This is a genomic window from Maricaulis maris, from assembly GCF_036322705.1.
In the GTDB taxonomy this organism is placed as follows: domain Bacteria; phylum Pseudomonadota; class Alphaproteobacteria; order Caulobacterales; family Maricaulaceae; genus Maricaulis; species Maricaulis maris_B.
Map to the genome: position 1 here is coordinate 2,173,205 of NZ_AP027270.1, position 14,876 is coordinate 2,188,080.

At 65.5% G+C, this 14,876-nt stretch carries 11 protein-coding genes; 3 read left to right on the forward strand and 8 right to left on the reverse strand.

Annotated elements, in window-relative coordinates:
- Nucleotides 1-57 precede the first annotated feature (57 nt).
- The 3 genes from AAA969_RS10345 to AAA969_RS10355 all read left to right on the forward strand — a co-directional run bounded on the left by AAA969_RS10345 (nucleotide 58) and on the right by AAA969_RS10355 (nucleotide 4,317).
- Nucleotides 58-1,896: an aminopeptidase P family protein gene (locus tag AAA969_RS10345; protein WP_338245953.1), complete on the forward strand. Its 1,839-nt coding sequence runs from the start codon at nucleotides 58-60 to the stop codon at nucleotides 1,894-1,896.
- A complete protein-coding gene (locus tag AAA969_RS10350; RefSeq protein ID WP_338245954.1) occupies nucleotides 1,896-2,426 on the forward strand; it encodes a hypothetical protein in 531 nt (176 codons plus the stop codon). The genes AAA969_RS10345 and AAA969_RS10350 overlap by 1 nt, the downstream gene beginning before the upstream one ends.
- A 73-nt stretch (nucleotides 2,427-2,499) precedes the next feature.
- Entirely contained in the window at nucleotides 2,500-4,317 is a 1,818-nt protein-coding gene (locus tag AAA969_RS10355; protein WP_338245955.1) for an ATP-binding protein, read from the forward strand.
- A gap of 8 nt (nucleotides 4,318-4,325) precedes the next feature.
- Here the strand turns inward: AAA969_RS10355 and ligA are convergent, their stop codons facing one another.
- The 8 genes from ligA to AAA969_RS10395 all read right to left on the reverse strand — a co-directional run bounded on the left by ligA (nucleotide 4,326) and on the right by AAA969_RS10395 (nucleotide 14,810).
- Nucleotides 4,326-6,431, reverse strand: a complete 2,106-nt coding sequence (ligA, locus tag AAA969_RS10360; RefSeq protein ID WP_338245956.1) for an NAD-dependent DNA ligase LigA — start codon at nucleotides 6,429-6,431, stop codon at nucleotides 4,326-4,328.
- Between the two features lie 36 nt (nucleotides 6,432-6,467).
- Complete coding sequence (gene recN, locus AAA969_RS10365) at nucleotides 6,468-8,165, reverse strand: DNA repair protein RecN (RefSeq protein WP_338245957.1); 1,698 nt, start codon at nucleotides 8,163-8,165, stop codon at nucleotides 6,468-6,470.
- 27 nt (nucleotides 8,166-8,192) lie between these two features.
- Nucleotides 8,193-9,023, reverse strand: coding sequence for an outer membrane protein assembly factor BamD (locus tag AAA969_RS10370; protein WP_338245958.1), 831 nt, complete (start codon nucleotides 9,021-9,023; stop codon nucleotides 8,193-8,195).
- Nucleotides 9,024-9,311: 288 nt separating this feature from the next.
- Complete coding sequence (gene lpxC, locus AAA969_RS10375) at nucleotides 9,312-10,208, reverse strand: UDP-3-O-acyl-N-acetylglucosamine deacetylase (protein WP_338245959.1); 897 nt, start codon at nucleotides 10,206-10,208, stop codon at nucleotides 9,312-9,314.
- 193 nt (nucleotides 10,209-10,401) lie between these two features.
- Nucleotides 10,402-12,063, reverse strand: a complete 1,662-nt coding sequence (gene ftsZ, locus AAA969_RS10380; protein ID WP_338245960.1) for a cell division protein FtsZ — start codon at nucleotides 12,061-12,063, stop codon at nucleotides 10,402-10,404.
- A gap of 140 nt (nucleotides 12,064-12,203) precedes the next feature.
- A complete protein-coding gene (locus AAA969_RS10385) occupies nucleotides 12,204-12,599 on the reverse strand; it encodes a hypothetical protein (RefSeq protein ID WP_338245961.1) in 396 nt (131 codons plus the stop codon).
- Between the two features lie 106 nt (nucleotides 12,600-12,705).
- Complete coding sequence (gene ftsA, locus AAA969_RS10390; protein ID WP_338245962.1) at nucleotides 12,706-14,037, reverse strand: cell division protein FtsA; 1,332 nt, start codon at nucleotides 14,035-14,037, stop codon at nucleotides 12,706-12,708.
- Nucleotides 14,034-14,810, reverse strand: a complete 777-nt coding sequence (locus AAA969_RS10395; protein ID WP_338245964.1) for a cell division protein FtsQ/DivIB — start codon at nucleotides 14,808-14,810, stop codon at nucleotides 14,034-14,036. The genes ftsA and AAA969_RS10395 overlap by 4 nt, the downstream gene beginning before the upstream one ends.
- Nucleotides 14,811-14,876: the final 66 nt, after the last annotated feature.

Below are 14,876 nucleotides of genomic sequence, written 5' to 3' on the forward strand. Positions count from 1 at the left end.
GAAGGCGGCTTGCTGACAGGCATTGAACCGCCCCGGCGCCCAGCATACCTTGCCGCCATGACCCAAATGATATCCCAGACTTTCGACGTTAAGGGCGGCCCGCACTATGGCCGCAACAATCTGCCCAAGCTGCGTGCCGCGCTGAAAACGCTTGGCCTGGATGGCTTCCTCGTCCCGCATGAGGACGAGTATGACAATGAATACCTGCCGGACTGCAATGAGCGGCTCCTGTGGGCGACCGGCTTCTCCGGCTCTGCCGGTGCCGCGATTGTCATGCTTGATCGCGCCGCGCTTCTGGTCGATGGGCGTTATACCGCCCAAGGCCGCCAGCAGACCGATCCGAGCCTGTTCGAGCAGTGCGATCTCGTCGGTCAGGGCCTTTATGGCTGGATCGAGGACAATGCGCGCAAGGGCGAGAAGATCGGCTATGACGCCCGCCTCCACAGCCCTGCTGCGCTGGAGCTCCTGAAAACCGCCGCGATGCGCGCCGGTGTCGAGCTGGTCGCGGTCGACGACAATCCGATCGACGTGGCCTGGACCGACCGACCGGCCCCGCCCAAGGCCGACATCATCCCGCACCCGATCGAGTTTTCCGGTGAGGAACACAGCTCGAAGCGGACGCGGATCGGCATCGCCATCGAGCGTGGCGGCGCGGATGCTGCGGTGATCACCGCCCCGCCCTCCATCGCCTGGCTGTTCAATGTGCGCGGCGGTGATGTGTCCCGCTCACCGCTGCCGCTCTCGGCGGCACTGATCAACAAGGACGGCACGGCCACCTTCTTCGTCGACCCCGACAAGCTGACCGATGAAACCCGGGCCCATCTGGGCAATGAGATCGCGGTCCGCCCCGAGGGCGAACTCGGTGCCGCTCTGGGCGAACTGTCCGGAAAGAAGGTCCGCGTCGATCCGACCACGGCCTCGGCCTGGGTATTCGAGACGCTCAAGGCCGGCGGTGCCGAGGTGCAATCGCTGGAGGATCCGGTGATGCGTCCGAAGGCGGCCAAGAACCCGGCTGAAGTGGAAGGCTCGCGCCAGGCGCATATCCGCGATGGCGGCGCGATCACGCGCTTCTTGCACTGGCTCGACACCGAGGCCCAGTCCGGCGAGGTCGACGAAATCCAGGCGGCGCAGAAGCTGGAAAGCCTGCGCAAGGAATTGCCGGAACTGCGCGACCTGTCCTTCGACACCATCTCCGGTGCCCAGGGCAATGCCGCCTTTGCCCACTACCGCGTGTCGGAAGCCTCCAACCTGAAACTGGCCCCCGGCTCGCTCTTCCTCGTCGACAGCGGCGGCCAGTATCCCGACGGCACCACGGACATCACCCGGACCGTACCGATCGGCACCCCGACGGCCGAGATGACGGCGCAATATACCCGGGTCCTGAAAGGGCATATCGCACTCTCCATGGTGCGCTTCCCCAAGGGCACGACCGGAACACAGCTGGACATCCTCGCCCGCTTCCCGCTCTGGCAGGCCGGCTTCGACTATGACCATGGCACGGGCCATGGCGTCGGCAGTTTCCTGGGCGTTCACGAGGGTCCGCAGCGGATCTCCAAGGCCCCCAACGCGGTTGCACTGGAGCCGGGCATGATCCTCTCCAACGAGCCGGGCTATTACAAGGAAGACGGGTTCGGCATCCGGATCGAGAACCTGCAGGTTGTCACCGAGGCGGCGGACATTCCCGGTGGCGAACGTCCGATGCTGGGCTTTGAAACCCTCACCGTCGCGCCGATCCACAAGGGCCTGATCGACACCACGATGCTGAGCGCCGACGAGATCGCCTGGCTCGACAGCTATCACGCCCTGGTGCGCGAGAAGGTCCTGCCGCTGGTCGAGGGCGAGGTCGCCGACTGGCTGATCAAGGCCACCAAGCCGATTGCGGGAGCCACGCCCTAGTGCGCACCGCTTTTGTCATCTTCATGGCAGCCGCCCTTCTGGGCGGCTGCTTCTATTCGGAGGACGCCCTGATCAGCCGCGGTCAGGCCGACTTCCCGCTCGAGACCGGCACCTATAGCCACACACCCTACCTCGCCGATGGCGTGACCCCGTTCGACCGGCCGGCCTGGACCGGACAGATTGATCGCAGCTGGGGCCGCTATGTCTCCAGAGATGAGGGCTTTCCTCATGACGGTGCACGCCTGAGACAGATTGCCGATGGTCTCTACATCGCCCAGCGCCGCGATGAGGAGAACTGGAGCTATGGCCTGATCCGGGTCTTCCCCGGTGGCGTCGCGACCTATCACGCGCCGGAGTGCCGGAATGTCGAGGCCGCCATTCTCGAGCGCTATGACGTCACCGAGCATGAGACCGAACGCGGCTATTGCCGGGTCGATGACTGGGACCGGCTGGTGGGTGTGATGCTGAGCTATGTCAACGCCATGGGCGAAGACTTGCCGATCGACGGGGTGTACCGGCGGATCGACTAGCCGCTGACACCGCGAGCGAGGTTTTCTTAACCATGAGAAGCCTAGCGTGCCCTCTTTGCCGGAGACGGGCTGCTTGACTATCTGGACTGCAATTGACGGATTGATCGGCAAAGCGCCGCACCGGGATCTCAAGCAGACGCTGAGGGCTCGCCTCGCGATCACCTTCTCGGTCATGTTGAGCCTGATTGCGGTCGGCAATGCACTCGTCCTGCTGGCGACCGGCGATGGTCGCCCCGGCATGCTGGCACTGACGACTATCGCAGGCGTCACACTCCTCATCAGCGGCCTCATCGGTGTCGCCCTGAAACGCCCCGCCGTCACAATGACGCTGATCGCGGTCTGCTGCGTCGGCATCTATGCCGCCGCCGTCTATGGAAATCGGGGGACGATTCCGCCGGCCCTGGCCTACCTGCCCTGCATCCTGCTGGGTTTCTATCAGTTCTGGGGACCGCGCATTCTGCTGGTGGCCGTGCCGGCTGCCGGAGTTCTGTTCGCCAGCGTTTGCTATTTCGTGCTGACCGGGGACGGCTCGACTGACCTGCCCGTCATCGCGATCGCATTCGCGCTCTCCTTTGCCTGTGTCTGGCTGGTGGCCACGGCCGCCGTTTTCGGCTCGGTGCAGGCGCTGGCCGATTCCCAGTTGCGCGAGGCCAATGAATCCATGGCGCGTGCCTTGGCGGACAGCATTGCGGCGCAGCGCGGCAAGAGTGAATTCCTCGCCAATGTCGGTCATGAAGTCCGAACCCCGCTCAACGGCGTCCTCGGCATGGCCGATGTCATGCACCGGGTCGGCGGTCTGGCACCCGATCAGGCCGAGCGGCTGGACCTGATCCGCGAGTCCGGAGCCACCCTGCTCGAACTGCTCAATGACATCCTCGACCAGTCGAAGATCGAGACCGGGCAGGTCGTGGCCGAAGTCCTGGATTTCGACCTCGCCAAGCTGATCGACAAGACCGCTGCCAGCTGGCGCCCGGAAGCGGAAAGCCGCTCGCTCGACCTGCATGTCGATACCGGCGGTCTGGAGGCCGGCATCCTGAAGGGCGATCCACTGCGGCTGCGCCAGATCCTCAACAATCTTGTTTCCAATGCCCTCAAATTCACAGACCGCGGCAGCATCACCATCTGCGCTAGCCAGACACGCGCGGAGGCGAGCGATGGCTGGCTGACCACGCTCTCGGTCACCGACACCGGAAGCGGCATCTCGCCAGACAAGCTGGAAACGATCTTCGAGCCCTTCCACCAGGCCGACGCCTCGATCACGCGCCGCTATGGCGGCACCGGTCTCGGCCTGTCGATCAGTCGCCGGCTGGCGCGGTTGATGGGCGGCGACCTTGAAGCCGCGTCACAGCCCGGCAGCGGCAGCCGATTTGCCCTCACCCTGACCCTGCAACCCGGCCAGCTGGCGGCAGAGCCCGAGACCGCCGGGCCCGGTCCGCAGGCGCTGAACCTGTCCAGCCCGATCCGGGTGCTGTCGGTTGATGATGTCGCGACCAACCACATCGTGATGCGCGCCCTGCTGGAACAGGTGCTGGCTGGCGGCGAGGTCAGCATCGAGACGGCGAGTTCCGGAGCGGACGCGGTGCGCCTCGCGGGCGAACAGGCGTTCGACCTGATCTTCATGGACATACAGATGCCGGAGATGGACGGGGTCACGGCGACCCGTCTGATACGAACCAATTCGGCCAGCACCGGAAGCTGGATCGTCGCCGTCTCGGCAATCGAGGCGGAAGCCAGCGCCCGCCTCCTGCCTGCCGAGCTGTTTGATGCCATCCTGCCCAAACCGACCATGATCGCAGCGCTGCAGACGGTTCTGCAAGCCTGGCAGTCGGCGGGTCAGGACAACGACGTTTGGGCTGAGACGCCCGGGCTCGCCAGGCCATCCGAGGCCTGACGCCACGCCTACTCGCCGATTAACACGAACCACTCATCCTCGGTCAGCGTGGTGACGCCAAGCTCCGCGGCCTTCTTGGCCTTCGAGCCCGCGCCCGGCCCTGCCACCAGATAGTCCGTCTTGCCGGATACCGAGCCAGCCACCTTGGCGCCCAGCGATTGCGCCTTGGCCTTGGCTTCGTCGCGGGTCATCCGTTCAAGCGCGCCGGTGAAGACCACGGTCTTGCCGGCGACCGGGCTGTCATTGGCGACGGCTTCCGCATCCTCGATGGTGAGCTGGGCCTCGAGATGATCCAGCACCTCCCGATTATGGGCTTCGGTGAAATACTGGTCGAGCGCCTCGACGGCCGCCTTGCCGATCCCGTCAATACCCAGCATTTCAGCGCGCACGGCATCGTCGGCCAGATTCTCCGCGGCCGCACGAAAGGCCGTCCAGCTGCCATAGGTGCGGGCGAAAAGCGCTGACGTGTTCTCCCCGACATGGCGAATGCCAAGTGCGTTGAGGAAGCGGGCCAGAGCGATCGTCCGGCGCTCCTCGATCGAGGTGAAGAGATTGCGGATCGAGGTCTCGCCAAACCCGTCGCGCTCTTGCAGGGGCGGCGTGATCTCGCCGGCCTCATTGCGGGCTTTCAGCGTGAAGATAGCGGCCGGCTCGTCGATCAGGCCTTCCTCGTGGAAGGCCTCGATCTGCTTGGTGCCCAGGCCTTCGATATCGAAGGCCTTGCGCGAGACGAAATGCTTGAGTCGTTCCTTGAGCTGAGCACCGCAGATCAGGCCGCCCGTGCAGCGACGGACCGCATCCAGCTTGCCGGTCTTCTCGTCATGTTCGCGCAGGGCCTGACTGCCGCAGACCGGGCAGTCGGTTGGGAAATCAAACGGCGCACCGCGATCCGGCCGATCTGCATCGACCACCCGGACGACCTGGGGGATGACATCGCCGGCGCGCTGGATCACCACGGTATCACCGACGCGGATATCCTTGCGCTCGATCTCGTCCTGATTGTGCAGCGTTGCGTTGGTGACGACGACCCCGCCAACCGTGACCGGGGTAAGGCGGGCCACCGGGGTCAGCGCACCGGTCCGGCCGACCTGGATGTCGATCGCTTCAAGGACCGTGCTTGCCTGTTCGGCGGGAAACTTGTGGGCGATGGCCCAGCGCGGCGCACGGGCGACAAAGCCCAGCCGCTCCTGCCAGTCCAGCCGGTCGACCTTGTAAACGACCCCGTCAATGTCATAGCCGAGTCCAGCCCGCCTCGCCTCGATATCGCGATAGACATCGAGCAACGCCTCAACGCTGTCGCACCGCGCCATCAGCGGATTGATCGGGAAACCCATGGCACCGAGGCGTTCGACGGCCCCCATCTGCGTGTCAGACAGTGGCGCCGAGACCTCGCCCCAGGCATAGGCAAAGAAGCGCAGCGGGCGCTGTGCCGTCATCTTCGGATCGATCTGGCGCAATGACCCGGCGGCGGCATTGCGCGGGTTCTTGTAGGCATCCTTGCCCGCCTCGGCCTGGCGCTGGTTGAGGGCGGCGAAATCGGCATGGGACATGTAGACCTCGCCGCGCACCTCAACCACGTCCGACCAATCGCCCGGCGGCAGGGTCTGCGGGATTTCGTCGAGGGTCAGCAGATTTTGCGTCACATCCTCGCCGGTCTGCCCGTCACCGCGCGTCGCGCCATGGACCAGGCGGCCATTCTCGTAGCGCAGGCTGGCCGACAGGCCGTCAATCTTGGGCTCGGCGGTGACGGCGACGATCTCGTTCTCACTCAAACCAAGGAACCGCCGGATGCGGCCGACAAAGTCCGCCACATCCTCGTCATTGAAAGCATTGCCGAGCGACAGCATCGGCACGGCGTGGCGGATCTCGCCGAACTTGCCGGAAGGAGCCGCACCGACGCGCTGGGTCGGGCTGAACAGATCGACGAGGTGGGGGAAACGGGCCTCGATGGCTTCGACCTTCCGGCGCAGCGCATCATAGGTGGCGTCCGAGATTTTCGGCGCATCATTCTGGTAATAGGCCTTGTCGTGACCGGCGAGCTCACGGGCGAGGCGCGCATGCTCTGCGCTGGCCTCGGCCTCGCTCAGCTGGTCAACATCCTTGAGTGCGCTCATCGGTCCTGCCCTGCGGAATCAATTCAGGCCGACAGTCTAGGCCTCGACGGCCATCAGTGCATCGGCCTGGGCCCGCGCGGCATCAGTAATGTCAGCGCCGGAGAGCATGCGGGCAATCTCCTCGCGACGCGCTTCGCCATCGAGCTTGACCAGCGTCGTGCGAACCCCGCCCTGGCCGTCATCGGTCTTGACGATCTGCCAGTGGTGATCGGCCAGCGCGGCGACCTGGGGCGAGTGGGTCACGACCAGCGTCTGGCCACGTGAGGCCAGGCGTTTCAGCCGGCGGCCGACGGCATCGGCCACCGCGCCGCCCACGCCCTGGTCAACCTCGTCGAAGACCAGCACGAGGCCGTCATCCTCGCCGGCCAGCGCAACCTTCAGCGCCAGGCCGAAGCGCGACAGCTCCCCGCCCGAGGCGATCTTGTCGAGCGCGCCGAAGGGCGAGCCGGGATTGGTGGCAACTTCGAAGACCACGTGATCGCGCCCGTCCGGACCGGCCCGGTCATCCTCCGCGGTGATCGCAACCCGGAAGCGGGCCTTGTCCATTTTCAACGGTGGCAGTTCCGCAGCGACCGCGTCGGAGAGCGCGCTGCCGGCAGCCTCGCGACTGCGGGTCAGCGCGTGGGCGGCGTCGTCATAACGAGCCTTCGCAGCCTTCACCGATTTCTCGGCCTCGGCGATCCGGTCGGACGCATTCTCGATGCCGTCGAGCTGCTCGGTCAGCCGGCCATGCAGGGCCGCCAGCTCGTCCGGGGACACATGATGCTTGCGGGCGAGCGCGCGCAGCGCGAACAGGCGCTCCTCGACCTCATTGAGACGCCCCGGCTCGACATCAAAGGCCTGGGCCGCATCGGACAGCGCATCCTCGGCCTCGGCGAACTCGATCAGGGCCCGGTCAATGGCGTTCGAGGCCCGCTCGAGCGAGCTGCCCGCCTCGCCGCCACCGGTGCCGATATGATCGCGCACCCGTTCCAGGCCGCGCAGTGCCGCATTGAGCCGGCCTTCCAGACCACCGCCCTCGCCGGCCAGTGCCTGCTGGGCCTCCTGAAGATCGCCCAAGGCACGCTCGGCGCCCTGCAGGAATTGGCGCTCCTCGGCCAGCTCCGCTTCCTCGCCGGGGCGGGGATCGAGACGGTCGAGTTCCTCCAGCGCATGGCGCAGGAATTCCTGCTCGCTGTCCGAGGCCTGATTGGCGTCGACCAGGCTGGTCAATTGCTTGCGCGCGGCGCTGAATTCCCGCCAGGCCGCCCGGCAGGCCGTCAGCTTGTCATCATGGCCGGCATAGCTGTCGAGATAACTGCGGTGGCTCTTCGGGTCCATCAGACCGCGGCCGTCATGCTGGCCGTGCACCTCGACCAGCACATCGCCGAGACTGCGCAGAAGGCCGATACTGGCGGCCTGGTCATTGACATGAGCCCGGCTCCGGCCGTCCTCACCGAGGCGGCGTCGCAGGATCAGCGGCTCGCCCGGCTCCACCACCAGACCAGCCTCGTCCAGCAGGGCCCAGGCCGGATGTCCGGCCGGCAGATCGAATTCGGCAACGGCCTGCGCTTCATCGGCACCGCTTCGCACCTGGGCGCGGTCGGCACGTTCGCCGGCGGCGAGGCCGAGCGCGCCCAAAAGGATCGACTTGCCGGCACCGGTCTCACCGGTGAGCGCACACAATCCGCCCTCGAACATCGCATCAAGCGCGTCGATCAGGACCACATTTCGGATAGAGAGGGAGAGCAGCATTCAGCGCGAAAACACCCCCGGGCCGGTTTAGCCGAACAGTCTTTGCATGGCCCGCTCAAGGAAGGACGGGTCAGCCTGTTCGATCGCGTCGCCGATCGAGATCCCCTCGCGCGTGAGGAGATCATAGCTGTCCTCATACCATTCGCTGCCCGGGAAGTTGTAGCCGAGAACGGCCGCGACCTGGGTCGCTTCCTGATCAACGCCCAGCGAGACATAGGACTCGACAAGGCGGTGCAGCGCCTCGGGAACATGCGAGGTATTGCCGTAATCGCGCAGGACCGTCTGGAAGCGGTTGATCGCGGCGAGATGATAGCCGCGGCGCAGATACCAGCGCCCAACCGACATTTCCTTGCCGGCGAGATGGTCACGAGTCATGTCGATCTTGAGGCGGGCGTCGGTCGCGTAGCGGCTCTCCGGGAAGCGACGGACCACCTGCTCAAGCGCAGCCAGCGCTTGCTGGGTCGAGGCCTGGTCACGGCCGACATCCATGATCTGTTCGAAATAGCTGATCGCGATCAGATAGTAGGCGTAGGCGGCGTTGCGATTGCCCGGGTGCAGCGAGATGAATCGCTGGGCGTCCGAAATCGCTTCGTCGTAATTATTGGACTCGTAGTTGGCATAGGCCGCCATCAGCATCGCGCGGCGGGCCCATTCCGAGTACGGGTGCTGGCGTTCGACCTCGTCGAACTGTGCCGCGGCCAGCGCATACTGGCGCCGGTCCAGCGTATCGAACGCTGCCGCGTAGATCGTCTCGGCCGGTCGCTCGACATAGGCGACGGAGTTGTCGGGGCCGCTGGCACAGGCGGCCAGAACGGCGGACAGGAGAAGCGGGACGATAATACGCGACTTAAGGGTCATGAAGACACGGCTCAACAGCTCTGGCGGCCGAAGAGCCACCCGTTCGAATAGGTTTGTAGCGGATGATTGGCTCCGGCAAAAGGCCGCTGTCATCGGTGGCCGCAATCAGGGCGGTCGAGACTGCTGTCACGGGCCTCCGGACCGGCCCGGCTCTGGTGCCGCAGCAGGACAAAACAGCCCGCAGCGCCAGCCCGACAGGCCTGGCGGTGGCGTGATTCCCGGAATTTGAGTGAGGACGGGAAATGGGAAGCGGAGTCGTCGACCAGATTGGAAACGGCCGTGGACGCGTCAGCGCGCCATCGCCATGGCACCGGCATCGACGTCACGCATATTGACCCATTTCCAGCTCGACTTGTCGGCCAGCAGCGCGCGCACGGCGGCATTGTTGATCGCATGTCCCGGACGGGCGGCGCGGTAGCAACCGATGATCGGAGCGCCGGCCAGGGCAATATCGCCCAGTGCGTCGAGCGCCTTGTGACGCACGAACTCGTCCTTGAAGCGCAGGCCTTCCGGATTGACGATGCCGTCATCATCCAGAACGACCGCATTCTCCATCGAGCCCCCGCGGGCCAGGCCCGCCGCGAGCAGCGCTTCGTAATCCTTGCGGAAGCCGAAGGTACGGGCCGAGGCGATATCGTCGCTGAAAATGTCCGGTGCGATGTCAAAGGCGCAGGACTGGCGACCGACAGCGGCATGCTCGAAGCTGATTTCAATCTCGATCGACGGCTTGAGCGCCGGCAGGAAGCCGGCACTGCGCTCGTCGACATCCACCATCACCGGGCGCAGCACCTGGATCGCGCGACGCGGCATGGCATGGGATTTCAGGCCGACCTGGCGGATCAGCTTGACGAAGGGGGCGGAGGAGCCGTCCATGACCGGAACTTCCGGACCTTCGACCTCGATGATGGCGTCATCGACACCGAGGCCGGCCAAAGCCGCCATCAGGTGTTCGACCGTGGCGATCGACACGCCGTCATCATTGGTGATCGTGGTGCCGAGGCGAACCTCGTTGACGTTTTCGGCCCGGGCGGCGATGCGATTGTTGCGATCGCTGATATCGGAGCGGACGAAAATGATACCGGCGCCGGCACTGGCCGGTTGCAACACCATGCGGACCCGCTCACCGGAGTGAAGACCGATGCCCGCGAAAACAACTGGGGCCGCCAATGTGTGCCGGTTAATCACGATAACACGCCATCTTGCTTATGGTTTACGCCAGAGACCGTAGGACAGACGACAGCTGTCTACCCATGCAGTGAACGCCAGGACGGGTCTGCTTTCAATTAAAGCATTGTTGCCGTTTGTTACGCGCTTGCAGCAAAAAGGGCGACCCCGGAGAGTCGCCCTTTTACAGCATAAAATCAGCAACTTACTGGTTTCAGTTGGCCTGACGACGCAGGAAGGCCGGGATTTCCAGATCGCCCTCTTCGAGGCTGTCGCCAAACAGGTCCCCCGATGTCGGGCGCTGGGCCGACTGGACCGGGGCCGTCTTGGTGATCGGAGCCGCTTTCGGAGCCGGCTCGGCCGGCTTCTTGCGACGACCAAACAGCGAGAATCCGCGCTTCTCTTCCTTGGTATCCGCCTGAGCCTGCGACGCCGACGCCGAGGCCCGGCGTTCTTCATAGCGGGCATTGAGGCGCTCGGCCTCCTGCGCCAGGCGCGCCTGGTCCTGCACGACCTGCGGAGCCTGAAGCCCGGCCTCGGCCTGCGCGGTCCGGACTTCCGACACGTAGGGGTCGCGCTCGGAGCGCAGCGAGGTGGTACCGATGGCGTCGGACAGGTCTTCCGCACCAACAGCCCGCTTCATCGGCTCGACCTGGAATTCATTCTCGCGCTCGTCCTGCACATTTGCCTGGGTCGGAGCCTGGGGCTGGGCGACCGCTTGCGGGGTCGCTGCCTCGCGACGCATATCGGCGCGAGCTTCACTGACCGGCGTCTCGGCCGCACGCTCGGCAGCGACACGACCGGGCCGGTCGGAATTGCTGCGCTTCCACGGCAGGATGGCGTCATTGGGGCTCGACTGCGGTACTGCCGCCGCGCGCGTACGCGCCCGCGGGTCAACCTGGACCAGGGCCTCTGCATCGATCCCGGTAGCAACCACGGAAACCCGCATCGTGCCTTCCATCGTCTCGTCAAAGGTCGAGCCGACGATGATATTGGCGTCCGGATCCACTTCGGCGCGGATCTCGTTGGCGGCCTCGTCAACTTCGTAGAGCGTCATGTCGTAGCCGCCGGTGATGTTGATCAGCACGCCGGTGGCGCCCTTCATCGAGACATCATCGAGCAGCGGATTGGAGATGGCAGCCTGGGCGGCTTCGACGGCGCGCTTTTCGCCGCCGGCTTCGCCCGTTCCCATCATCGCCTTGCCCATCTCGTTCATCACCGCGCGGACATCGGCGAAGTCGAGATTGATCAGGCCGGGCATGACCATCAGGTCGGTAATGCCGCGCACGCCCGAGTGCAGGACCTGGTCGGCCATCGAGAAGGCCTCCGCAAAGGTCGTCTTCTCGGTGGCGATGCGGAACAGGTTCTGGTTCGGGATCACGATCAGCGTATCGACATGCTCCTGCAGCTGATCGATACCGCTATCGGCCAGCTTCATCCGGCGCGAACCTTCAAAATGGAAGGGCTTGGTCACCACACCGACGGTTAGGATGCCCATTTCGCGAGCGGCCCGCGCGACCACCGGGGCGGCACCGGTGCCGGTGCCGCCGCCCATGCCGGCGGTGATGAAGACCATGTGGGCACCGCCCAGATGCTCACGGATTTCCTCGATCGAGTCCTCGGCCGACTGCTCGCCGACTTCCGGACGCGCGCCGGCGCCCAGACCCTCGGTGATCGCGGCGCCCATCTGGACGCGCTTTTCAGCCTGCGAGCGCTGCAGCGCCTGCGCATCGGTATTGGCGACGACGAAGTCGACACCCTCGAGTTTGGCCTCGATCATGTTGTTGACAGCGTTGCCCCCGGCGCCCCCGACACCAAAGACGACAATGCGCGGCCGCAATTCGGTCGTTTCAGGAATGGAGAGGTTGAGCGTCATGAGAGACCCCGTGCCCGGTACTGGAAGTTAAACAACGATTCACCATGAAGTTTCCTCCCAGACGCTTAAGCAGGAGTTAAACCCCCGCTCATTTTGGTTACGAAAACATCATAAAACGCACCGGGCGCGGGCCTCGCAGCCTATCCGTTGGCGCGCCTCGGCTCAGACCCCGCCAGCCAAGCCATGCGATCGGCATCGCTATGCAGGACGCTGACCGCGTGCCCCAGATAATGCAGCGCGCTGGCAAACGCGCCGATAATGACGCGATCCGTGTCGGCCACAGGGAGCACAATGGCGAGTGTCATCGGATGGTTCACGAAGGAGTCGAAGAATTTCGCGATCTCCGGCGCCTCGACGAGCGCCACGCGCAGGTTGACCCGCGTGAAATCGATGAGGATGCGCGACCAGCCGCGCGCCTCCGCCAGTTCGATCATTTCAACAATGACATCGGTGGCACTGTCCCAGTCCTCGTGTCCGTCGATAATGACGTCGACGCAGGCATAATCGGGAAGCGCCTCGACTCGATTGAACGACATGACATTCTTCTCTCGGCCAAGGCCGTGACAAGTAAGGGTCGTATCGCTGAATGTCTTCAACGCAGGCGGTAATTGATTATGAAATGTCGGGCGTTCCGGGCGCGGCTCAGAAGCTCTCCGCAAACCAGCGCCACATCGACCCGGCCCGGCCCCCGCCCGCCTCCGCGCGAACGCGCGGACGCATGGTCGGCAGACCGCTGAGACGGGGCGGACCGGCGATCGCTTCGGCGGCACCGCGGGTTTCTCGGCGGACCACGCCGGCGACGGCGCTGAAGGCCGGCCCGGAGACCGCATCACCCAGACCACTGACACCACACGGGCCCGCAATGCGGACCTGCTTGCCGAACACGCGGGCCGCCAGCTCGGCGGCGCCCGGCAGTTGCGCACCGCCCCCGGTGAGCACCAGACGCCGACCGGAGGTCTTGCCGACGCCGGCAGCGTCAAGCCGGTCCCGGATAAGCTCGAAAGTCTCTTCCAGCCGAGGCCGGATGATGGAATTCAGCAGCGAGCGCGGGGCGCTGTCATAGACCGCGCCGGTCTCACCGGACACCGACGGCACCTCGATCATCTGCTGATCGTCTTCCGGGCTGTCGAGCGCGGACCCGTAGAGTGTCTTCAGGCGTTCGGCGGCAGCCAGCGGCGTCGACAGGCCGCGGGCGACGTCAGAGGTGACGTGTGAACCGCCCACCGGCACGGCGTCGATGTGCAACAGCGCGCCCTCGGCGAAGACGGCCGCCGTTGTCGCGCCAGCGCCCATGTCGATCAGGGTCGCGCCCAGCTTGACCTCGTCATCGGCCAGGGCCGACAGACCGGAGGCATAGGGCGTCGCCACCACGCCCTTGAGATCGAGATGGCAGCGCTCGATGCAGGAGGCCAGATTGCGCAGCGGGCCGATGGCCGCGGTGATGACGTGGACTTCCACGCCCAGCGTCTTGCCGAACATGCCGCGCGGATCCTTGATCCCGCGGTGATCATCGACCGACCAGGACAGCGGAATGGCATGCAGGACAACGCGGTCCTCCATCTCGAACTCGGCCAGGGCACCGTCCAGAAGGCGGCGCGGCTCGCGTTCGGTAATCTCGCGCTGCGGCAGATCAATCTCGGCCGCCAGACGGGTCGAGGCCGGCTGGCCGGCAGACAGGGTAACGGTCACGGCGTTGACCGCCATGCCGGCCATGCGCTCGGCCTGCTCAACAGCCGCGCGGATCGCCTCGGCGGCGGCATCCATGTCGACGACAGCGCCGGCGCGGACGCCGCGGGAGGACTGATGGCCGACGCCGATCACACGCGGGCGCGGTCCGGCGATGGTCTGGTCTGTGCGAGCGATGAAGCAGGCAATCTTGGACGAGCCGACATCAAGCGCGGCACAGACGCCCTGGGATTTGGGCCCGCTGACAGCACTGGGCTGACGCGACCGGAACAGATCGAACACACTCACGCTTCACGCTCCCGCATACCGGCTGCCGCTGCCCGCTCAGGCAGGGCCCGGACGATCAGATCGCCCTCGCCGCGTAGGTCAAAACTCTCGGCCGCCAGGCGCAACACGCCCCGCTCGGCCTGCAGGCGCGCGAGAATGGCGATCGAGGCCATCACATCGCTCTCCGGCAATTTCACATCAGCGCCGCTGTCGAGACGCAGGTTCCAGCGCCGCTCGCCAACCCGGACCGCACCGACCACACGGCCAGCGACATCGGGGTAATGGCTCAGCGCATCGACGATCTCGGTGGCCGCCTCATTGGCGCCCTCGGCGACGACCAGCGGCAGATCGGGCGGGTTCATGACATCGGCATCGGCGATCACGACACCATCGCGGTCAATCACGTGCAGCCCGCCCTCGACCTGCCACAAGGCAAAGGCCTCACGGGTCTCGACGACAATCGCGATCCGGTTCGGCAGAAGCCGGGCCACGCGGGCGCGCCGGATCACCGGCATCGCCTCCACACGGGCACGGATCGCTTCGGGATCAACGGAAAAAATCGACTGGCCGTCATGGATCTGAGAAGCCAGCACAATGGCATGGGCCATCTCGCCGCGAGCACCGGTGACATCGACGGCCCGAACGGCAAAGCCGGCCTGGGTGAGATGACGCTCGACGCGGTCGCCGGCCCAGGCGGTGACGTCATCCAACTGGCCGAAGAGCGCAAGTCCGCCCAGCGTGACAGCCGCCAGGCCAGCCACGACCAGCCCGCCGAAACGGGCTGCATTCGCCATACGGTATCTGACACCCCGGATCTGGGCCTCGGCCCAGTTACGCAAACGCCGCGGTGCGGACACCGC